Raw genomic sequence first — 21,859 nt, 5'->3', positions numbered from 1 at the left:
TCGTTTGCCAGCACCAACTATATACACACCATGGATCCCAATGGTCAACGAAGATTTAAACTGGCAACCGGCCAATGACCCATGTGTTCAGTTGTTAGGCGGAGGATGGCGATTACCAACTTCCACAGAATGGACTGTCGCAGATGCGGCACCACAATTCTGGACAAAAGATCAGGATACCTATAATTCTGTATTGAAATTACACAATGCAGGAGTCTTGGAATATAATGGCGGTACTATTGGGACAACCAGAGGAACATTGGGACGTTACTGGAGCAGTTCACAATTTGACAGAATGATGGGTGCCAGTTTTCAATTCAACTCGACAACGAGTGCTGTCATCGCTGCCAATAGTGCGGATGCTTATAAGACCTATGGGTACTCGATCCGTTGTATCCGTGATGTAGTCACTGCTACCGTGCCTATGGTGAGTAATGTACTTACTCCTGTTTCAGGGATGAAAGTAAGTTCAGCAGAAGGCTCGGCAACTATCGTTACCGATGGTAAGGCTGCAATTAGCGGACGTGGACTGGTATGGAGTACAACCAATAAAATACCAACCTTGGCTGATCAGGTATTGCCTGCTGAAAGTGTCTTACCAGACGGGAGTTTATTAGGTGATTTTAAACAAACCTTAACCGGACTTTCTGATGGACCAACTTATTATGTACGCGCTTATGCAACCAATACAATTGGTACGGGATATAGTCCAACGGCGACCAGCTTTAAGATTTGTAATCCTGTTACTGTAGTTCATGCTGCAGGATTAAATGGAGCGCCGGTGGATAGAACAATCACCTATGGTACGGTAAGTACTAATTTTAGCGGTGCTGATGCAAGATGCTGGATCACACAGAATCTGGGTGCTGATCGTCAGGCTACATCAGTAACTGATGGTTCTGAAGAAGCCGCAGGCTGGTATTGGCAGTTTAACCGTATCCAGGGGTATAAACATGATGGCAGTACCCGTACGCCATCGAATGCCTGGACAGCATGGACCACTAGCATTAGTGAGCCATACGGCTGGACTGCTGCTCAGGATCCTTGTATGCTGTTGATGGGGGCAGGTTGGAGATTACCTACCTCTACCGAAATGAATAGTGTGATCAGCGCACCACAAAGCTGGACTACTGCCTCTGCGCTTTACAATTCGGTCTTGAAGATCCATAATGCGGGAAGCCTAACGCAAGTAGCTCCGGGAAACCTGGCTGCTCGTGGCACATCACTTCTATATTGGACTTCAACGCATACTATTAATACGCCTACCTTTGGAAAAGGATTGTACTTTAATGGCGCCTTTAGTGTTACAGATATGGATAAGGCCAATGCGATGCCCGTACGATGCTTACGTGATGAAATCACTGCAACGCTACCGACTATCGGTAATGTGATCGTACCTACTGCAACAATGACTTCGAACGCAGCTAAGGCCATCACTACGGTGGGGAACTCAGGAGGTAGCCCCGTTACTGCACGTGGACTAGTTTGGAGTAGCACAAATCCTATCCCAACCATCAGCGATCAGAACATACCAGATACTGGTAAAAGTATCGGCGAATTTTCAGGACTGATGAATGGATTAGAAGAAGGACCTACTTACTATGTAAGGGCTTATGTCGAAACGAGCCTGGGTTTGGTTTACAGTCCGGCAGTAACTAGCTTCAAGGTTTGTAATCCGATTACAGTCTTCCATAAGGCAGGATTTAATGGAGCAGCAGTAGACCAGACGATCACTTATCAAACCATAAGTACGAATGTGAGTGGTGCTCCACGTTGTTGGTTGGCACAGAATTTAGGGGCTTCCGAGCAGGCTAAGGCTGTTAACGACCCTAGCGCCGCTGCTGCGGGTTGGTTCTGGCAATTTAACCGTGTTCAGGGTTATGAAGTAAAAACAACTACGCGTTTGCCCGCAACATCTATACACACTCCATGGGTGCCGATGTTTAACGAAGATGCACACTGGTTACCGGCCAATGATCCATGTGTCCAAATGCTAGGTGGAGGATGGCGATTGCCTACCGGTACGGAATGGACTGTTGTAGATGCGGCACCACAATTCTGGGCAAAAGACCAGGATGCTTATAATTCCGTATTAAAATTACATAATGCAGGATTATTGGAAAATAATGGGGGTACTATTGGCAATACCAGAGGAACTTTTGGACGTTACTGGAGCAGTTCACAATATGACAGAATGATGGGTGTCAGCTTTCAAATGAATTCAACAACGAGTGCTGTCATTGCGGCCAATAATGGAGATGCTTATAAATCCTTTGGATACTCCATCCGTTGTATCCGTGATGCCGTCACTGTTAGTTTGCCAATGGTAACTGTCGTAACACTACCACTTTCAGGTAGGAAAGAGAGTTCAGTAGAAGTCGCAGCGACTGTCGTTAATGATGGTGGTAATGCGCTTAGTGGATGTGGACTGGTATGGAGTACGACCAATAAAATACCAACCTTGGCTGATCAAGTATTACCTGCAGGAACGATGCCGGGTGATTTTACGCAAACCTTAAGCGGACTTTCTGATGGGCCAACTTATTATATTCGTGCTTATGCAACCAATGCAATTGGGACAGGATATAGTCCAACAATGACGAGTTTTAAAGTATGTAACCCAGTTACCCTAAGCCATGTGGCAGGAGTAAATGGAGCGGTAGCAAATAAGACGGTAACTTATGGTACAGTCAGTGCTAGTTTTAATGGCGATGCCCGTTGCTGGATCACGCAGAATCTGGGTGCTGATCGTCAGGCTATATCTGTTACTGATGCTTCTGAAGAATCGGCGGGATGGTATTGGCAGTTTAATCGTATGCAGGCTTATAAACATGATGGTACAACGCGTACGCCATCCAGTGCATGGATTCCTAATTTTAATGAACAATGGGAATGGACAGCCGCACAGGATCCTTGTACCCTGTTGATGGGCAGGGGCTGGAGAATGCCAACTTTCATCGAAATGAATAGTATGCTTGGGCCAGCTCAGGGCTGGCTTACTGCCCCTGATATTTATAACTCGGTATTGAAAATTCATAATGCTGGAAGTCTGACTGCAGCAGCTCCAGGAAATCTCGTCGCTCGGGGTACCGGACTTAACTACTGGACGGGTACGAACAGTTCTGCTTACTATGCGAAAGCATTATACTTCAATGGCACCTTTAATGTCGCAGATCAGGAAAAGGGAAATGCATACCCAGTCCGCTGTACCCAAAATTAGTCTGAGACTCATCGGTATGGATTTTAATTGTAATCTTGTTGATGAGCTCTGTGTAAGCTACTTTTTCAACTGCGGTTTATACTTATTTTTGGGAGATAATTACTTGTTTTTGGCTTCAATAGGCTGTTCAAGAAAGGATTAAGCGAATTGTTATTTAAATTTAGTTAAGATCAAATGAAAATATGCAATTCGGAAATGCTTTAAGAATTCACAGAGTAATCAAGGGATACAGTCAGGAGTTTATGGCTGAAAAGCTGAATATCTCCCAAAATTCCTACTCTAAGCTGGAGAGAGGTCAGACGAGTTTGACGGTAAACCGGCTTTTTCAAATCGCCAAAATACTGGATATTTCAGTTCAGGAAATGCTCCCGGCTGTAAACTCAGAACCTTCAGAAAATGCTTAACAATATTTACCTTGCCTGATCAGGCAAGGTAAATATTAGCTGTTCAATTATGAAAATGGTTGATTCAGATCTTGATTTCGGTTTTTTAAGGCAAGCACTTTAATTCTTTCCAAATGCCTTCTCGTTACATTCAGATAAGAAGCCAGAATGTCGTCTTTGACACTTTGCAGGAGTTCAGGCATCTCCTGAGTTAAACGCTGGAACCTTCGTTCCGCGTTTGGAATCCTCAACATCCTTTCTCTGGCAGTGCTTTTTTGCTGCTTCTCTTCCATTAATTTTAAGAATAGGGGAGAGATATCATTTGATGCGAGATACATCTTTAAACAGGTTTGATAATCAAGGGCAAGGAGGCTGCTGTTCTCCAGGGATTGGATATATTCCTGGCCAGGTTCCTGAGCAAAGAAGTGGTTAGGAATAATGAATTCATTTGGCCCGGCAAACCAGGAGGTGGCCTGTTGTTTTTCCCCTTTGTAATAACCTCTTAATAGTCCTTTCTGAACAAAAAGAATCCGGTTAGGGCATTGCTCCGCAGTACAAAATAATTGGTCCGGGCCTAAAGTTAAGGGTTTAAAACCATGGTTGAACAGTTGGAAGGTTTGATCGCTGACCGGGCAAAGGGAGCTGATCTTTTTTCTCAATTCCTGCCGGGAAGCAGGAATTTCAATTTGGCTTAAAAAAGAGTCAATAGTTGTTAAATCGATCTTTGGAAATGATAGTTCAGCATACATCATTTCAGAGAAATAGAGCGCATGTTTATCCATTAAGATTTGTTTTTTAGATGATTAGATCAAATCTAAATATACTTTAAATGATAATAAAAATCAATATTATATTTATTGTATAAATAATCTGTCAAATCAAATGACTAATTTTTTAACACTACTTTTTCATTGCTCGTTTTGCTACTTAGGGCAAGCACGATATGGCAAACTAATTCATAGTCAATTTCTGGATAAGTATTTCCGGTGCTAAAGATGGCGCAGAGGCTTTTGCTGCCTGTACAACGTGGTGTGTTTTTTTTAATGCGGTAATGTGTGGGATTTAGGCAATCAGTCCCTATGAAGGCGTACCATGACATAAATAACGGGTTTTATTTACGTGGCTCCAGGAGTAGTAGTAGCACAAAGGGCGCCGCCCTTTGTGCTAAAGTCCCAATTTTTTCATGTTTGCAATAGTTCTGGAGCGTTATAAATTTAAAGTTATACCTACTCTTTGCAAGGTTTTCAGCAATACCCTTTGCCAGACTTTTATGGGTATCTGGCATCTCCCTTTTATTTAATAACAAGTTAAATAGGAAATGCCTTACTGATTTGGACAATTGTCACAATTTAACATGACTTATGTCATAATTTTATTGCAATTGTCAAGTTTTATGATGAATATCTTTTATAATGTCATTTGCCAATAGCTCACATCAATCCATTTATTGAATTTAAAGCCGATTTGACTCAAGTGAGCAACTTTGCTGAAACCCAATCGCTCATGCATTCTTGTACTTTTTTCATTTGGCATTAGAATTCCAGCTACAATAGAGTGAATGTTCAGCTCTCGCAGTTCTTCGATCAATTTCTTGTAAAGGGCGGTACCGGTTCCTTTATCGATGGCTTCCGGGTCTAAGTAAATAGCACTGCTTACCGTAAAACGATAGGCAGGATTTTCTTTCCATGCAGTAGCATAGGTGAAGCCTAAAACTTTTCCTTCTTTCTCATACACAAGGCATGGGAATTTGGAAAGCACAGGCGCCAGTTTATCCGCAAATTCTTGCGCATTCAATGCTACTTCGTCAAAAGTAACTAGTGTATTTTCCACATAGTGATTGTAGATCTCCCTCATCGGGTTAAGATCTGATGGTTTAAACTGCCGGATCATTTTAAGGAAATTGTTGGTTTGATGCTGGGATCAAAGGTACATAATTTATTTTACTGCGGCTGCCTCATTGATCTGATGAATGATAAGATCCAGGTTGACAGCGCTTTGGTGGAGGTATTTTATGAGTTCCTGTTGTTCCTGTGCGTTTTTTTCTTCCATTAGCAATTCTGATAAGGCCAGAATAGAGGCCACAGGCTTTCGGATTTCATGGGAATTAAACCAGGAAACGGCCTTTAATTTTCGGTGTTGCTGCACGATCAGGTCTTCCCGATGCTTGCTGTCGTCGATGTTATTCTCTACAGAAAGGTAGCCCTCTAATCCGCCTTTCATATTGAACATCGGAGAGAGGTTAAATTGAGACCAATACGGTTTTCCGCACTTCGCATAATTGACCAGTTCCCCGCTAAAAAACTCCTTGTTTTCGAGTGCTATGTTTAGCTTCTTTACCACTTCAAGGTCGGTTTTCGGGCCGTACAAAAGGTTGGCATGTGTTTTTCCTAAAGCTTCCTGCATGGTATAACCGGTAATGGTTACAAATGCGCGGTTTACCCAGGTGATGTTTCCGGAAATATCAGACATGATGATGAGGTTGTTCATCTTATCCACGATATCTGCCATTCTTTTATCATCAGCTTCGGCAATCCGCTGCCGCTCTTTCTTGATCATATAGTACAAAAGAAATGCGGTGCCAAGAATGTAGAGGAGTCCTTTTAGTGTGGCGGTATACCAGCTTACCCGGGGACTGAATTCTGAAGCTAAAAATACAAGAAGGTAGTCACTAGACGTGATCCATAAAACACCAACTACGATATAAATGATAGGAATTCTATAGTTTCTTGTCTTCAAACTGTTGATGTTGCTTTAGAATAAATCAGGATAACCCACTCAGCTGCAAATGTATTAAAAAAATGAAACTCGGGTTAAATTTCTGATAATCTTATTCAATATTAAAAAGTTAAGCCGCTTGTCAACATGGAATTACCAGTGGTCAATAATATTTCGACATGGCCCTAATCCTAGCGTTCTTCGCCGAATAATTTATTTAATCATTGATACAGAAAAACGTTATGAAATTTCTTAATTACGGCTTATTGCTATTTATTGCCCTGATCAGTTTGGAAAGTAAAGCGCAGACAGAGTTGTCGGGCCTCAGACTAAAAGCAGAATACATCCCTTTATCCAGATATATTCCAGCGGGCGATGCCGGGAAAACGGAACAGAAAAGTGACATGAGAAGAATTGAAGGTGGCATCAGCATTCCCTTATCTATGAAAGTGGATTCCCTGGGCAGGGCCAAAGTCTGGGCAGTTACCCTGGGTGGTTCTTATGCCAGGATTAAAAATCAAAATTATGAAACGCAGTTATTTCCAGAGGAGCTGCTCAATGCGAGTGTGGGACTGATGCACATCAGGCCATTGGGCAAAAGCTGGAACATGATGTTCATGGCTTCGGCAGGAGTATATACCGATATGAAAGGCATCTCTTCTCAGGACATCCTGGTAATGGGTGGGGTGATTTTCATTAAGCAATTTAATCCAAATCTGGCCTTGGGTGTAGGACCGGTGGTGTCCAATACTTTTGGCGTACCAATGGTATTGCCTGCAATCTTTTTAAACTGGAAAACAAATGGCAAGTTCCAGATCATGGTCAACTTCCCGGAGAAGGTAGAATTGGCTTTCAAAGCGAGCGAAGGAATCAGACTTAAAGCAGTGGCAGAAGTGAGTTCTATGACCGCTGATGTGGGCAGAAAAGACGAAGCATTACTTTCTTACCTACAGGTGATCTCTGGATTTCAACCAGAATTTAAGTTGGGTAAATCCCTGACATTACAGCTTACAGCCGGGGCTTCACTATACCGTTCGATGGAATTTACCAGTAGGAAGCTGAAAGATTTCTTTAAGACTAAGGAAGATAATCCACCGCATTTTGAGACCACAGCTTATGGAGCCATAGGTCTCAAATGGAATTTTGGAAAGCGTTAACGGCTAATGAGTTTGTTGTAAACTACTTCTTTTAATAAATCCTCCCTCCGGTGTCGGGAAATTGGCAGCTCATGCTCCCCAATGAAAATTCTTCCTCCCGACACTACATCAATTTTAGAGATATTGACCAGATAAGATTTATGGATCCTGAAAAAATGATCACTGGGCAATATCTCTTCTAAGGAAACTAAAGTTTGATGGATGATCAGTTCCTGATCTTTAAATTTTAGTTTTGCATAATTCTGCATCCCCTCTACATACAAGATATCCGCCCATTGGATTTTTTTAAAACTATCTTTCTGACGTACAAATAAAAAAGGGTCCAGAGGCTGAGGCTGTTTTTGCAGGCGCTGTAACTGATGCGTTTGTCTGGCTTTAGTAGCTGCCTGATGAAAGCGCTGAAAAGTAATTGGCTTGAGTAGGTAATCCAGAATTTGTAGGCGATATCCCTCCAGCGCATGCTCAGAATAAGCAGTAGTCAGGATGGTTAAAGGGGGGTTCTCCATGGATTCCAATAACTCCAAACCTGATAAATAAGGCATATTGATGTCCAGAAGCAAAAGGTCTACCTGGTTCTTATGCATGAAATCGGAAGCTTCCATAGCAGTTCCGCAGGAACCGGCTACCTGTAGGAAATCTACCTGATCAATAAAGTCTATAATTCCTGCTCGGGCAATAGGCTCATCGTCTACTACCAGACATTGTAATGGCGCTTCCGTAGTATGTTTAGTAACCGACATAATTTGCCTTTTGATCTAAATGAATAACTAAAACAACTTTAAAATTGGTATCTGTACGCGTGATTTCCAGGTCATGCTGACCAGGATAAAGAATCAATAAACGTTTCTGTACATTTTCCAGACCAAGACCGCTACTTTCATTTTTTCTGGCTGGCTTAGGGGAATTTGAATTCTCTATGGTAAAGGTCAACAGTTCATCTTCCTGGTTTAAGGATAAGCGGACAAATCCTTTTTCTGAAGGTAACCGGGAAACGTGTTTAAAAGCATTCTCCACAAATGGAACGAGCAAAAGCGGGACAATGTCCCGCTTTCCATTTGTAATATTCCATATACAATCTACCAGAAGTTCATCTCCCCAGCGGATTTTTTCGACGGCCACCAGATTCTTTAAATAACTGACCTCTTTGTCTAAAGCAATAGTTTCCCGGTTGCACTCGTACAACTGATACCTTAAAATATCTGAAAACTTAACCAGTAAGGTAGAAGCCAGCTCTACATCTTTTTTCATGAGAATGTGCAGGTGATTCAGCACATTGAACATCAGGTGTGGATTGATCTGGTCCTGTAAAATTCTCAGCTGTGCTTCCAGATGTGCTTGCTGTAACAAAGTATGTTTTTGCGCCATTTTATAGTGTTCCTGATAAAATTGAAAACCGCAGGTTGAGCCAATGATCAGTAATGCAGAAGGGATCGTTCTTAAAAACACTACGAAGTAGTCTTCATTTTGCGTTAATTGAGCCTCATTGTCGTAAGGACTGCCATGAATGGTTAACCAGTAAGTGCCATAAAATACTCCTGCAATTGCAGCCGTTAAAAGAACTGTTGCAAAAATGGTTTGCAGCACAAACAGCTGCATTTTACCTTTTTTCAAAGCAATAGGCAGAAACACATTACTCAAAGTATGCGCAATTACTGCAGAACATAAAACCATCAGGGCCGCAGTGCCAAAAGTATTGAGATCAGGATAGTCTCTTTTCAATTGAGACCATAAAGTGAAGCCCAGTAAGATCCAAAATGAAGAGATGAAGACAAGTGGTTTATTTAAATGGAATTTTTTCATTTTATGGATGATAAATAAATGGGCAGGATTAAAAAATCAGAAATCCTACACTTGCCTGAAAGGACTGAGGACGGGATTTGAATGTTTTATCGATATCCGTTAAAGCTCCTTCATAACGCAGGTCAAAAGTAAGCTTTCCTAAATCAATTCCTGCACCAGCCTGATAACCTACATTCGATTTGTTGAACTCTTTGAATGCCGGATTGATCTGCTTGAAGATGGAGGTTTTGTCATTTAAGGTATAACTGTAAACTGCACCACCAAATAACCTCAGGTTCATTTGTTCGGTTTTAAGAATTTTATAACCAACTACCAATGGAACGTCAATACTAGACCATTTTGCTTTCTGATCTTTTGCTGCAGCTCCATCCAGTTTCCCTGATTTTTTACTGTATAGCAATTCTCCCTGCAGATAAGCAGCACCAAGATCTACTCTGGCCAAAGCACCTGCCGAAAATCCTGTCGCATATTTACCGGAAAGTCCCGGAGCAGAAAGGGATAACTTGCTATAATTAGCACCTGCTTTTAATCCAACATGAACCGGACTGTTTTCTTGTGATTTTGCACTGTTCGCCAGCATCATCAAAGCGATTGCAGGCAATAAAAAATGTTTTTTCATTTGAATGATATTTAATTTTTGATTTATGAAGAATGGCATTGTACTGGCCTTCCTTTGTTGTACAAAAAGGGCGATAAATAAAAAGACCAGGAAAATAATTTGATGAAGGGTAAGGCAGTGTTGACGACCGGTAAGAAAACCTCTATTCTAAATTTATTTTAGGGTAAAGAATTAGAATAGTAGATTGCAGTCTCAATTTTAATAAGCGCGGAAGCATGGCTGTGATAAATGGAACCCAACCAGAAGTAATCCTATCGGACGATATTTATGTATTGTATCAGCAACATTATAATTATCTGGTTTTTGTAGGTTTAAAAAGCGGATTGGATTTATGTGCTGTTAAGGATAATATCAACCAGATGTTTCTAGGCTTTCTGGAAAAAGGAACTGATTTTAGCAAGGTCAGCAATGTAAAAGCTTATATCTCGACTACTTTTCGTAGGAAACTAATTGATACTTACCGGAACGCGCAGAAGTATAAAATGGAATCACTGGATGATTTCTCTGATGCCTGGTCGGAACCCTCTACAGAAGAACTGATGCTCAATAGTCAGGCGCTGGATGAACTTAAAGAAAAACTATCTAGAATTTATGAAGGATTGCCGAACCGCTGTCAGACGGTTATATTTCTAAAATATTATGAAGGCCTGAACAATGAAGAAATTGCAGAACGAACTTCATTATCCATCCGAAGTGTATATAACAACCTTTTCGAAGGCATTAAGCGCATGAGAGAAGAAATGATAAAAGAGAACCTGAGTCCTAAAGACCTGAATATATTTATGAGTCTGATTTTTGCCTAAATGCTTGAATTTAAAATGCTGTTTTGCAGTCTTTTGTGAAATAGCATAAAAAATATCAGAATTATATGGTAAAAAACAAACCTTATCCCGTCTAGTAGGAAAGCGCAATACGAATGTACACAATAGAACAACTCATTTTAGATCAGACTTTTCTCAATTATTGTTATAAAAGCAATGTGCAGGATGTACAGACCTGGGAAAATTATGCCGCTACCTCTTCCGAAAATAAAGCCGCAGTAGAAGAAGCACGTAAGATGCTGTTCGCCTTAAACCAAATGCTGAAAAGCCGTGAGGAAAAACTGGCATTGGCGGAATTTAAGAAACTGGCATTGGAACAACAGCAATTAAAGGAAGTACTTCCCTTATCTAAAAAACGTTCCTTTGTTCGGGTATGGTATGCAACAGCTGCAGCGGTATTGCTGGTGATGGGTGTTGCTTTATTTAACCATTATCAGGAAGTACAACAGGCAGACCTTGCTTTTAAAAAGGAGCAGGAACAATATCAGGTGTATAAATCTCCATTTGGAGAAAGAATGAGCATCACCCTTGCCGACCAGTCCAAAGTGATCCTTAATGCAAATAGTACACTTAAGGTACCCCATGGTTACAATAAGGAAAATCGTAAAGTAGTATTATTAGGGGCGGCTTATTTTGACATCAGTCCTAATGCGGAGCTTCCTTTTAGCCTGGAAACTTCAGATATGAAAGCAACGGTATTGGGTACCAGCTTTTACATGCGCGCTTATCCTCATGAATCCGGACAGCAGGTGGAACTCCTGAGCGGAAAGTTAAAAGTTCAGAAAGCCTATAATTCCAGCCTGGACAATCAGCCTGAAATTCTGCTCCCTGGCGATATGGTGATGCTGAACAGATCGGTAGACTTGATGGAAAAGGAAACTTTCGACATCCAGCAGCGCCAGTCCTGGGTCAAAGGCCAGCTTAAATTTAAAGATACCAGCTTTAGGGCAGTCGTAACTGCTTTAGAAGATTGGTATGGCGTGCCTATTGAAATCCGTGGACAACAGAAGTTTGCGGGTAAATTCTCTGGTACTTATGAAAATGAATCTTTAGAACGGGTCCTCAATATGTTCTGTTTTGCGACCGACTGTAATTTCAAGATAGAAAAAGAGAAAGTCATTCTCCGCTTCAACTAAATTAAATTCAACCAACAAACCTACAACCACCACTTCCCAAATTATGAAAGAAAATCTAGTCGCTATGCTGCGGCATGGGATTAAACCCTGCTGCAGGATCAGTATGTTCTGTATCGCTGTATTCTTCTTTATTTTTCTGCAATCAGCAGCAGCACAGGAAAAGAAAAACCTAAGTTTTAATAACAAAACCATAGAGCAGGCCTTCCGCCAGATCGAACAATTGTATCAGGTGAAATTCTATTACAGCACCATTAAACTGAACCCTCAGGAAAAGATCAGTTTTCCTAAAAAAAGCCGCTCCATTCAGGATGTATTGGCCGAGCTGGAATTGAAAGTATTCCTGAAATTTAAGCAGGATGGAGCGATGATCGCCGTGAAAGCTAAAGTCGCAGAGATTGAACAGGCTACCGGTGCCCTGAGCTTGCAGGTGATCAATGGAACAGTAGTCGACAATTTGAAAAAGCCCTTGCCAGGTGTTTCTGTTCGTGTTAAAGGAGATCCTTCCAGATCTACAGTTTCGGATGGCAATGGAAAATACCAGATCCGTGCCGCTGAAAAAGAAGTATTGATCCTTTCTTATATCGGGTTTATACGTACAGAAGTGCCGGTAGGAAGAAATACCAATATCATGACCGTACTTAAGGAGGACGTTTCTGAACTCAACCAGGTAGTGGTGACTGGTATTTCTGACCGTAAAAGGGAAACTTACACCGGAAGTTCTACCACCTTTACCGGAAAGGACCTGATGAAGCTTAGCTCGGGAAATATCCTTCAAGGCCTGGGTTTACTGGACCCTTCCTTCCGTATCATCGATAACAACCTTGCCGGTTCAGACCCGAATGCCTTGCCTAATATTGAGATCCGTGGAGGAAATAGTCTGACGGAAAATTATGCAAATGGCGATTTGCGGGGTACATTTTATGGTAATCCAAATCTTCCCTTGTTTATTCTGGATGGCTTTGAAACCTCTTTAGAGCGGATCGTAGACCTGGACATGAACAGAATTGAATCTTTAACCTTGTTAAAAGATGGTTCGGCTTCGGCCATTTATGGAAGCAGATCTGCCAATGGCGTAGTGGTGATTGTGACCAAATCTCCAGCGGCAGGCAAGCTCAGGGCAACCTATGCTTTAAGTTCCAATATGGTGATTCCCGATCTTAGAGATTACAATATGTTGGACGCTACCCGTTTACTGGAGTTTGAAAAGCGTACCGGATTGTATAGCTCAAGTAGTCCTGCCGAGCAAATTAACAAACAGGAATTGTACAACGACCGACTGGCATTGCTGAAAGCGGGAACAAATACCTATTGGCTTTCTCAACCCTTAAAGACCGCTGTGGAGCAACGCCACTCTTTAAACCTGGACGGAGGAGATCAGGCTTTTAGATATAGTGTAGGTTTCTCTGCAGCCCTTAACCCAGGGGTAATGAAAGGATCTTCCCGTAATAATTACCAGGGAAATATGCTTTTCAATTATAATACAGGCAATTTCTTGTTCAGAAATGACCTTCAAGTGGTCAATACAAAAGGAACAGCTTCCCCATATGGTAGCTTTCAGGATTTCGTGAATGCAAAACCTTATTTCCCGATTCCAGGAGAAGGGGGTGCTGGTTCTCCATTTTTATATGAGACTTTTGCCAATGGAAAAAGAGACAAGTTTATTCTGAATCCATTGTATAACGGGACGTTGAATACCCAAAGTATCAGCCAGTATACTGAGATCGTGAATAACCTGTCTTCAGAATGGAAAATCAACGACGATTTTCGCTTAAGGGCAACTTTAGGAATCAACAAAAGATTCTCTGACTCCAAAGATTTCAGATCGGCAGATCATACCGCATTTGCAGGAATCACCCCGGATATGGCTGCTTATGCTTTACGCGGTGACCTGGATATATCCAACGGTAAATCCTTCGGTTATGAAGGATCTATATTTGCAACCTTTAGCAAAGTATTTGCAGAGAAACATAGCTTCTATTTGTTGTCGGGCTTTAATGTGAAGGAGTCAAATTCCAGCATTATGCGGGTTTCAGCGGAAGGCTTTCCGAATCCAAAAATGGATGATCTGGCCTTTGCCAAACAGTATAAAGAGAATAGCAGACCTGAAGGATTGGACAATACCAGTCGCCTGGCAGGCTTCCTGGCCACTTTTAACTATGCTTACGACAGCCGGTATTTTGTAGACCTTTCCTTTAAATTAGATGGCTCTTCACAATTTGGTGCAAAAGAAAAGTACGCCCCGGTATGGTCTGCCGGATTAGGATGGAACTTACATAGAGAGTCTTTTATTCAGAAACTGAATGTCTTTAGCAATTTAAGGTTAACTGCTGCCATTGCCGAAACGGCCAGTCAGAATTTTGCGCCTTATCAGGCCATGACCAAATATAAATACAATACCGAAAATATCTACGGCCAGGATTTTGGGGCCATCATCCAGGGATTGGGTAATGAAGATCTGAAATGGCAAACTACTCGTCAGAAAAAAGTAGCCTTGGATTTTGGTTTATTCTCAGGACTTTTAAATGTCAATTCAGAATACTACTGGAAGAGTACTTCCAACCTTTTACAGAGTGTAACCCTGCCACCTTCTACGGGTTTTGCCAGCTTTACCGACAACATCGGCTCTCTTCAAAATAACGGATTCGACATCCGTGTCAATGTAAGGGTATTAGCCGGTGGGCCAAATAAAGCGCGTTTGGGAATCTGGGGTAATATTGGCGCCAATAAAAACAAGATCTCCAAAATATCTGATGCAATGAAGGAACGTAATAAACGCATCCTTGATGACTTGCAGTACAATTACAGTAAAGACTTTAACCCGGTTTCTACTTTGCCACCAAACATCTTCGTGGAAGGTGCTTCAAGATCTGCAATTTACGCCATACGCTCTCTGGGGATTGATCCGGCTACCGGAAATGAGATTTACCAATACAGAGATGGCAGTATAGGAACAGAATGGAGAGCCGCAGAACAGGTGGTGATTGCTGATGAACGTCCTACGGTTTCCGGTGGTCTGGGACTTAATTTTGGCTATAAAGGTTGGGATGCAGTAGTTGCAGGAGGTTATTCTTATGGTGGCTACCTGTACAATTCCACCCTGCTTTCTAAAGTAGAAGACATTGATGTGGTGAACAACAACGTAGACGAAAGGGCTTATGAGGCAAAATGGACCCGTCCTGGTGATGAAGCAAAATACAGTGGCTATTCCAGTACGATTGGTGGCAACAGGGTAGGTGCAACCTCCAGGTTTGTACAGAAAAACAATTACCTGACAATTTCAGCTATCACCCTGGGTTATACTTTTAACAACAGTGCCTTTATCAAGCGCCTGAAAATCCAAAACCTTCGATTGAACCTTAGTATGAATGATATTATCCGTCTATCTACCATCAGAATAGAACGTGGTACGATGTATCCATTTGCACAACGGATCTCATTTGGCGTAAATGTTACCTTATAATGGTCTTATTTCTAAAAAGATATTTTAACACAATGAAGCAATTAAAATACGGCTTTTTGCCGATCGTATTGTTGGCGGTATTGACACTAAGCTCTTGTAAGAAGTGGCTGGATGTACAGCCGAAAACAGAAATGAAGCAGGAAGAACTTTTTGCAAATCAGCAAGGCTTTAATGAGGCTTTGGTGGGTGCGTATGTTACGATGACCGCCGAAGCAGCCTATGGAAGAGAGTTAACCTATGGCATGCTGAGTGTCATGGCTGCCGATTATTCAGTAAGCAGTTCCTCTGAAGTGGCCGTCAACTATTTAAAACCGGTAGAGAATTTCAATTATGAAGTGAGACAATTCCGCGGGATGATTGACAAAGCCTGGTTACAGCAATACAACACCATCGCTCAGGTAAATGCCATATTGGAAAATATAGATGCAAAAAAAGGCATCTTCACCGGTCGTAATTATGAACTGATCAAAGGAGAAGCGCTGGCATTAAGAGCATTTGTTCATTTTGACCTGTTGCGCTTATTCGGTCCATCTTATCAAAATCGTGGTGATGGAAAATATATGCCTTATGTAAAGACGTATGGCAAGGGAAATACCCCATTGTCTACAGTGGAGGAGGTGACCAATCTAGCACTAGCCGACCTGGATCAGGCAGAAGAGTTGATGGCTACGGATGTTTTGGGCGCTGTTGGTGCTGCCGATCGTCAGATCAGGATGAACATCTACGCTGTAAAAGGGCTCCAGGCCAGGATTTACCTGTATATGGGAAACAAAACCTTAGCTTTCGAGAAGGCAAAAGAAGTGATTGATGCTAAAAAGGTCAGATTACGTTCCCCAGGACTAGAGGTGAGTACCGACCGTACATTTCATTCGGAACACCTGTTTGCCTTGTTCAGTAATAAATTTGAGAAACTGGCGGAATCGAATTTTCTGCCAGGGACAGGCCTGACCACTACCGCACCATATTACTATACCCTGGAGTCTAAATTGAACAGCAATATCTTTGGCAATCAGCCAACGGATATTCGCTTTAAGGCACCGATGATGTTGGCTGTAAAGGGATATTTAATACCTCATAAATACCTTTATGAAGATCTGGCAGGTTCCAACACGAGTGCAACTCTGCTTAGGAATTATATTCCATTGATGCGGATTTCTGAGCTGTTTTACATCGCTGCAGAAACGGCTCCGGATCAGGTAACAGCCTTAGGATACCTGAATCAGGTATTGGCCAGTCGCGGGTTATCACAAATTATCACCACACCTGATTTGCAGAACGAAATCAGAAAAGAATACCGCAAAGAATTTTTCACTGAAGGACAGACTTTCTTTTATTATAAACGCCTAAACGCAGCGCGTATCGAAGATAGTCCGGTGATAGAAATGCAGGCAAAAACTTATGTCTTCCCTTTACCGGAAGATGAGAAACTTTATGGAGGAAGATAGTCATGAGAAAAAATAATATGTTATTGAAAAATATAAGCTGGGCAGCGCTGGGCTTAGTACTGGCAATAACTTCCTGCACAAAGGAAGAGGTGAAATTTTATGATGGGAAAGACCGGATTCAGTTTTCAAAATTAGGGGTAGGTACCTCGGCCAGGTATATAGATAGTGCCGATTTCTCTTTTGCAGCCAAAGGAGATCTGCTGGTAGATACCGTATTTCTTCCTGTGGATGTGACCGGAAGAACGGCTTCCGTAGATAGAGAGTTTAAAGTGGAGTTTGATGCCAAAGGATCAAACGCTGTTCCAGGGCAAGACTTTGATTTTGGAAAGTGTGTGATTAAAGCAGGAAGCTTTAAAGGGGTATTTCCATTGATTCTGAGAAAAACAAAAGATCTGGAAACCATCCGTAAAACCGTGGCATTTAATATTGCCACGAATGACGCTTTCGAAGTAGGCATTGGTACACAGTTGAAAAGTAAAGTAGCCTTCTTTAATTTTATGGTGAAACCTGTGGATTGGGAGTTGAGAATGGCGCGTTTCTTTGGTGTTTATTCCAAAGAGAAACACCGTTTTGTTCTTTACCATTTAGGATTTCCAGAGATCAATTACGCGGCAACATTAGCAGCAGAAGATCCTTCCAAATATATCTTTGGTGGGACTAAATTCGCTTATTTTCAATTGAAACTGCGCTCCCTGCTGGACGACCTGAACTCAGGAGCGATAAAACCTGCTGCCAACGATCCGTTTACCTATCCCTTAAAAGATGAAAACGGCATAACTATCATTTTCCCATAACCTCATTAACTGAAAAAAATGAAACGATTATTTAACCTCATGTTATTCATTTCCCTGGCAGGTCTATTGTTTGCTTCCTGTTATAAAGATAAGGGGAACTATGACCTTAGGCCAGTAGATGCCGTTACGCTATCGGGACCGGCTTATAAAATTGATAATTATACCCTGGCTCAACTAGACAGCCTGAAAATTAAGCCGGAAGTCAAGTACACTGGTGACAGTAGCAAATTAACCTACAGCTGGAAGCTGATTCCGGCAAAAGCAAAAACAGGAGATACGAGTATCAAAACGGTTTCTACCGAAAGGGATTTAAAGTACGCAGTCAGGGTTCCGATTGGGGAGTATAATGTTCATTTGGAAGTAACAGATCCAGTTACTTCATTGGTGAGGAGTAAAACTTATGGACTAATCGTACGCGCTAAAGCTTCCCAGGGTTTTCTGGTTTTAAATGATAAAGCTGATGGTTTTCAGGACATAGATGTGATTCTGGACAATACAAAGCCGGAGATTTTCTATGGTGCTTTCTCTGCTAATAATACGATCCGCCTGAAAGACGGAACGGGCTTGTCTATGGTACAATCACTAGCCAATGGTAATGGTCTATTGTATGTGTTCCTGAAAAATGGTGGTTATACCTTATTGCCTAGTTTTGGTTTTTTACAAAATCCCCGGGCATGGTTTTTTGATTCACCAGATGCTTATGCGCCAACAGTAATTTATCAGGACCTTTTCGGGATGAATAACTACCTGATCAATAACGGAAGCTTTCATTCTACAACGGGTAGTGGTACCCCACTTATTTTTAGTTACCGGGCTTCCGGAAATTATAAAGCCACTAAGTCTTTGTTGATGAGTGCTTATGCCTTTGTTTATGATGACATCAACCACCGCTTCCTGAAATTCAATAAAGCGGCTGGGAAGATGATGCCTATCACCAAAAATGTGGAAGACAAATTTAATGTAGAAGATATTGGCAATAAAACCTGTTTGCTTTTTGACCATACCATGCAGCCAGGCACCAGTCCTTCAGCAACAAATTTTGCCAGCTTAAAACCAATTGCTTATGGTAAAGACAACGTGACCGGCCAGACCTTCGTTTATAAATTTGGCTTTTTTAAATCACTGGTTACTTACTGTGAAAGCGTAAAAGAAGTGACCGCGCCGGGTTTCTCTACGGCTACGGCATATGTGAATGCTTCCAACAATCCGCTGACTTACTATGCTGCGGATAATAAAATCTATGCCTATGATTTTAATAATGATATCGCCAGGGTAGTTTATACTTTCGGTGTATCGGATATCTCTATTGACCAACTGATGACCAATGGTTCACAGTTGCTGGCAGTAGTGAACAGCAAGAGCGGTAAAACCGGGTCTGTTTATTTTTTCAAAGTTGATCCTACGGGCTCTTTTATCGGCAGTACTTATTTTTCTAGTTATGAGTCCTTCGGTAAAATCAGAGACATTGAATACAAATATAATTCCCTTAACTCAACAGGCATTGCCTGGAAATAATTACGCTCTCTAATCAGCCTGGAGGAGTTCCCCCTTCTTCGGGTTGATTATTTTAAAACAATCGAGCATTATGAAATCATCAGCCATTGCTGATCAATAAAATATTATTCATGAAAAAACTACTAGTACTGATCATCAGCATGATCACAGGAACAGCCTATGGCCAGGGAATAAACTTTGAAAACCTTCCGGGTTGGAAGGAAGTCCTGCAAAAGGCTAAAAATGAAAAGAAAGCCATTTTTGTTGATGCATTTACCACCTGGTGTGGTCCATGTAAGCAAATGGATAAAGAGGTATTTCCTCAAAAGGAGGTAGGTGATTTTTTCAATGCTAATTTTATCAGTTTTAAACTGCAAATGGATCAAACAGCAAAGGATGACGCGGTTACCAAAGGCCGATATGACGATGCAAAACTTTTTGAGCAAACTCATAAAATCGCTTCCTACCCATGCTATTTATTCTTTGATACTGAAGGTAAGCTGATCCATAAAGCAGGTGGCGGTGGTTTAAAACCAGCGGATTTTATTGAGATCGGAAAAGAGGCGCTTGATCCAGGGAAGCAATTGCTTTCCTACAAAAGAAAATACCTGGAAGGCTATCGTGAACCGGAATTCTTGAAAACTTACGTTTATAAGCTGGCTGCAGCAGCTGATCCGCAATTGGCCACTGTGGCTGATGAATTTCTGTTGTTGCAAAAAGACCTGTTCTCTTTAGAAAGTGTGCAGATGCGCATGTTTATGACTACTGGTAGCAATAGTAAGTACTTTAGGGTGCTTCAAAAAAATGAAGGGAAACTGGCTGCCGTTTTAGGCGCAGAGAAAGCCAGCCGTTATTTGAAGAAAGTGATTGATGCGGAACTGATGTCGAGAGCTTTGAAAGTGGTGGTAGGTCCAGATCAAAAGAAAGGATATGAGGTGGATGAGGAGGGCTTGGTCACTTACCTCGGACAATTTTACACACCGGATACCGCTGCATTTCTTGCGGCATATCATGCGGTCACGGTATGGAAACTGGTAGATCAGAAACAGGCTTATGAACGTGCAAAGGAATTTGTAGCCAGTTATGGGAAACATTTAAACCCTGCTCAGGCTGCACAGATGGCCTTAATTATTGCTGGAAAGGGAACAAATAAAGCAGATAATGAACAAGCTTTAAAATTGTTAATTGTACATGGAAATACCAGAGAATACCTGGTACAGCAAACCTTATGCAAGCTTTATGCCTATGATGGGCAAGAGGAAAAAGCTTTGCATCATGCCGGAATTGCATTAACAGAAGTCCGTAAAACCAGACCTAATTACCCAGATATCAGTTCGGAAGAGTTCTTAAAGAGAACGTTAACCGCTAGTCCTACACCTCAAATTATCAGTAACTAATGGCCATTTCAACAAGTTCTTTATGGAAGTACTGCAGTGTTTTTATGCTCTGCTTTTGCGGAATGATTTCAAAATCTTTCGCGATTCATGATTATATCAATTCTTTTCGGAAGGCGCATCCTATGGAGTCAGGAGTACGTGCTACACAGGTTTTACCTGAAGAGATCCGGTCCCCATTTAAATTTATTGGCGGACTGATGTTCGTGACCGTCCAAATTAATGGCGTTACTGGTTTGTTATTGGTGGATACCGGTAGCAATGGTTTTATCCTATTGAATTCAGATCATTTTAAAACGGAAAAGACCAACCAACGGTTAAAGGGAATGACTTCGGAAGTAGCCATAGAGCGCGTTGAAGTAAATAGTTTAACCTGGCAAAATCTACAACTGGAAAAACAATACCTGCCAGCTGTAAAGCTCAGCCAATTGAATCAAGGAAGTTCAGAAAAGGTGCTGGGCCTTTTGGGAAGCGCATTTTTCAAATCATATCAACTGAACCTTAATTTTGCCAGTCGTGAAATGGTATTGAGTAAACAAGGGATCTTAGATCCTAAATTGAAAGGGATTCCTGCCACGATCAGTATGCCATTTACTCTATTGAATAATTTCCCGGTAGTGGAAGTCAAGATTGCGGATCAGCCCTACCGTTTTATTATGGATACCGGGGCTACAGATAATGTGATGGATCTAAGTCTGGAATCCAGAATAGGCAAAGAATGGCAACAAACCCAGGAAGTGAAAATGGTAGAAGGTTCGGGTATAGGCGCAACTGTGCGACGTGGTAAGCTCCAAAGTCTCTGGGTTGGTGGTTTAAATATGCAGGGAATAGGAATGGGTTTACATGCGATGCCGGATTTTGATCAAAAGATGGGCGTATCCGGGATTCTCGGCTTTCAGTTTCTGAAATACTTTTACGTCCAGATCAATTACCTTGAAAATACCATGAAATTCTATGACATGGCCACAGTGCTAAAGTAATTCCTTGTTATAGAATAGCTAACTTAAATGGGGCTGCAACTATGATTTTAGGTCGTTGCAGCTTCCAGATAAGGGATCTCTATTTCCTTAACCAGAGAATACTCTTTATCCTCATAATTCCACTCCATACTGAGTTTCCATTTTCCTTCCGAGATTCCATCTAAAGAAATCTCTAAAACGCCATCCGCATCGCTGCGCAGGTATTTGATGATGGACTCTTTTTTAATCTTGTCTTTATTCAGGAAGAATATTTTTACTGCCACCTGATGATCAAAACACATGTTTATCTTTGCCATGGTGTTCGCTATTTTACTTAAATGGGTTTTTATAGTAAAGCATAATTAAGAACGTTTTTTATTGAAAAATGTTTTGCGGTTTTTTAGTGAAGTGCAGTGATTGCCTTGATAATTAGTGTTTTATGTCATTTTTCTTACTTGCTTT

19 protein-coding genes are annotated in these 21,859 nt (G+C 41.5%); 11 read left to right on the top strand and 8 right to left on the bottom strand.

Features of this window, described 5'->3' with window-relative positions:
- On the top strand, window positions 1–3,220 hold a 3,220-nt coding region (locus tag R2S10_RS19370; protein WP_316842065.1), incomplete at its 5' end, for a hypothetical protein.
- A 182-nt stretch (window positions 3,221–3,402) separates the two neighbouring features.
- Entirely contained in the window at window positions 3,403–3,624 is a 222-nt protein-coding gene (locus R2S10_RS19365; RefSeq protein WP_316842064.1) for a helix-turn-helix transcriptional regulator, read from the top strand.
- A 47-nt stretch (window positions 3,625–3,671) separates the two neighbouring features.
- Here the strand turns inward: R2S10_RS19365 and R2S10_RS19360 are convergent, their stop codons facing one another.
- The 4 genes from R2S10_RS19360 to R2S10_RS19345 all read right to left on the bottom strand — a co-directional run bounded on the left by R2S10_RS19360 (window position 3,672) and on the right by R2S10_RS19345 (window position 6,339).
- Window positions 3,672–4,385 (bottom strand): Crp/Fnr family transcriptional regulator, encoded by a 714-nt coding sequence (locus R2S10_RS19360; RefSeq protein ID WP_316842063.1) that lies wholly within the window; start codon window positions 4,383–4,385, stop codon window positions 3,672–3,674.
- Window positions 4,386–4,489: 104 nt separating this feature from the next.
- On the bottom strand, window positions 4,490–4,702 hold the full coding sequence (locus R2S10_RS19355) for a hypothetical protein (protein WP_316842062.1): 213 nt from the start codon (window positions 4,700–4,702) through the stop codon (window positions 4,490–4,492).
- A gap of 308 nt (window positions 4,703–5,010) precedes the next feature.
- Window positions 5,011–5,493: an N-acetyltransferase family protein gene (locus R2S10_RS19350; protein WP_316842061.1), complete on the bottom strand. Its 483-nt coding sequence runs from the start codon at window positions 5,491–5,493 to the stop codon at window positions 5,011–5,013.
- 45 nt (window positions 5,494–5,538) lie between these two features.
- Window positions 5,539–6,339 carry a PAS domain S-box protein gene (locus R2S10_RS19345; protein WP_316842060.1) on the bottom strand — a complete coding sequence of 267 codons (801 nt, stop codon included), beginning with the start codon at window positions 6,337–6,339 and terminating at the stop codon, window positions 5,539–5,541.
- A gap of 221 nt (window positions 6,340–6,560) precedes the next feature.
- Between R2S10_RS19345 and R2S10_RS19340 the strand changes: the two genes are divergently transcribed.
- The gene (locus R2S10_RS19340; protein ID WP_316842059.1) at window positions 6,561–7,475 is read left to right on the top strand and encodes a DUF6268 family outer membrane beta-barrel protein; all 915 of its coding nucleotides are present in this window, start codon (window positions 6,561–6,563) and stop codon (window positions 7,473–7,475) included.
- Here the strand turns inward: R2S10_RS19340 and R2S10_RS19335 are convergent.
- From R2S10_RS19335 to R2S10_RS19325, 3 genes are read right to left on the bottom strand one after another with little or no spacing between them, the layout of a single operon-like run.
- Entirely contained in the window at window positions 7,472–8,215 is a 744-nt protein-coding gene (locus tag R2S10_RS19335; protein ID WP_316842058.1) for a LytTR family DNA-binding domain-containing protein, read from the bottom strand. The two genes, R2S10_RS19340 and R2S10_RS19335, sit on opposite strands and share 4 nt — an antisense overlap.
- The gene (locus tag R2S10_RS19330) at window positions 8,202–9,275 is read right to left on the bottom strand and encodes a sensor histidine kinase (RefSeq protein WP_316842057.1); all 1,074 of its coding nucleotides are present in this window, start codon (window positions 9,273–9,275) and stop codon (window positions 8,202–8,204) included. Before R2S10_RS19330 ends, R2S10_RS19335 begins: the two co-directional genes overlap by 14 nt.
- 28 nt (window positions 9,276–9,303) lie before the next feature.
- On the bottom strand, window positions 9,304–9,894 hold the full coding sequence (locus R2S10_RS19325) for a porin family protein (protein ID WP_316842056.1): 591 nt from the start codon (window positions 9,892–9,894) through the stop codon (window positions 9,304–9,306).
- 215 nt (window positions 9,895–10,109) lie between these two features.
- On the opposite strand from R2S10_RS19325, the gene R2S10_RS19320 reads away from it, so the two are divergent.
- The 8 genes from R2S10_RS19320 (at window position 10,110) to R2S10_RS19285 (ending at window position 21,418) form a co-directional block, all read left to right on the top strand.
- Complete coding sequence (locus R2S10_RS19320) at window positions 10,110–10,697, top strand: sigma-70 family RNA polymerase sigma factor (protein ID WP_316842055.1); 588 nt, start codon at window positions 10,110–10,112, stop codon at window positions 10,695–10,697.
- A 113-nt stretch (window positions 10,698–10,810) separates the two neighbouring features.
- Window positions 10,811–11,851 (top strand): FecR family protein, encoded by a 1,041-nt coding sequence (locus tag R2S10_RS19315; protein ID WP_316842054.1) that lies wholly within the window; start codon window positions 10,811–10,813, stop codon window positions 11,849–11,851.
- A gap of 43 nt (window positions 11,852–11,894) precedes the next feature.
- Window positions 11,895–15,311 carry a SusC/RagA family TonB-linked outer membrane protein gene (locus R2S10_RS19310; protein ID WP_316842053.1) on the top strand — a complete coding sequence of 1,139 codons (3,417 nt, stop codon included), beginning with the start codon at window positions 11,895–11,897 and terminating at the stop codon, window positions 15,309–15,311.
- A gap of 32 nt (window positions 15,312–15,343) precedes the next feature.
- The gene (locus R2S10_RS19305; protein WP_316842052.1) at window positions 15,344–16,756 is read left to right on the top strand and encodes a RagB/SusD family nutrient uptake outer membrane protein; all 1,413 of its coding nucleotides are present in this window, start codon (window positions 15,344–15,346) and stop codon (window positions 16,754–16,756) included.
- 23 nt (window positions 16,757–16,779) lie between these two features.
- Window positions 16,780–17,550 carry a DUF4843 domain-containing protein gene (locus tag R2S10_RS19300; protein WP_316842051.1) on the top strand — a complete coding sequence of 257 codons (771 nt, stop codon included), beginning with the start codon at window positions 16,780–16,782 and terminating at the stop codon, window positions 17,548–17,550.
- A gap of 18 nt (window positions 17,551–17,568) precedes the next feature.
- Window positions 17,569–19,065, top strand: a complete 1,497-nt coding sequence (locus tag R2S10_RS19295) for a PKD-like family lipoprotein (protein WP_316842050.1) — start codon at window positions 17,569–17,571, stop codon at window positions 19,063–19,065.
- A gap of 110 nt (window positions 19,066–19,175) precedes the next feature.
- Window positions 19,176–20,441, top strand: coding sequence for a thioredoxin family protein (locus tag R2S10_RS19290; RefSeq protein WP_316842049.1), 1,266 nt, complete (start codon window positions 19,176–19,178; stop codon window positions 20,439–20,441).
- Window positions 20,441–21,418: a pepsin/retropepsin-like aspartic protease family protein gene (locus tag R2S10_RS19285; protein WP_316842048.1), complete on the top strand. Its 978-nt coding sequence runs from the start codon at window positions 20,441–20,443 to the stop codon at window positions 21,416–21,418. The genes R2S10_RS19290 and R2S10_RS19285 overlap by 1 nt, the downstream gene beginning before the upstream one ends.
- 47 nt (window positions 21,419–21,465) lie before the next feature.
- Here R2S10_RS19285 and R2S10_RS19280 read toward each other — a convergent pair whose 3' ends face one another.
- Window positions 21,466–21,714, bottom strand: coding sequence for a hypothetical protein (locus tag R2S10_RS19280; RefSeq protein WP_316842047.1), 249 nt, complete (start codon window positions 21,712–21,714; stop codon window positions 21,466–21,468).
- Window positions 21,715–21,859 lie beyond the last annotated feature (145 nt).

Origin of the sequence: Pedobacter gandavensis, from assembly GCF_032678745.1 — a bacterium.
In the GTDB taxonomy this organism is placed as follows: domain Bacteria; phylum Bacteroidota; class Bacteroidia; order Sphingobacteriales; family Sphingobacteriaceae; genus Pedobacter; species Pedobacter gandavensis_C.
Note: the sequence above shows the minus strand (reverse complement) of the source record. Positions and strands in the feature narration are given on the sequence as shown.